This is a genomic window from Microbulbifer okhotskensis, assembly GCF_023895975.1.
Classification (GTDB): Bacteria; Pseudomonadota; Gammaproteobacteria; order Pseudomonadales; family Cellvibrionaceae; genus Microbulbifer; species Microbulbifer okhotskensis.
In genome coordinates, this window is record NZ_JALBWM010000388.1 from 1 (window position 1) to 451 (window position 451).

At 45.0% G+C, this 451-nt stretch carries 1 protein-coding gene; it reads right to left on the reverse strand.

Going from position 1 to position 451, the window contains the following annotated elements:
- Window positions 1-451, reverse strand: a 451-nt coding sequence (locus MO867_RS22625; protein ID WP_252473378.1) for an ISAs1 family transposase, incomplete at both ends; no start/stop codon positions are given.

The window sequence follows — 451 nt, forward strand, 5'->3', positions numbered from 1 at the left end:
CCGTAATCTCATTCGACTTTTCTTCTACCTTTTGCTGTGCAAGGACAAGTCGAGCTTCGGAAGCAAAAGCGCTCACCATATGTATAGGAGATCGTTTATTGGCCTGATCGAAGCTGCGCCTTAACGTCTTGCCATCAATCGCAATCACTTTACCGAGTTCTTGCTGGATACCTTGGACCCACTGCAGAAAGCAGCGCTTAAATTGCTCAGGGTCTAAACTTGAGAGAACCCGACTAAAAGTGTTTTTTGAGGGTATTCCATTATTTAGCGGCGTGAATTTTTTTAGGTAGTCTTTCTTGGATTCTGCGAAATCAACAAAGTCTCTACAGCTTTCCGCACCACAAATGACACCGCAAAACATGATAAGTAAAATATCGGGCAGGGCGTGCAACTTGCGCCGATCAACTCGAGGATCGTCCATGTCGTCAAAGTGATGTAAAAGGCTAACGCT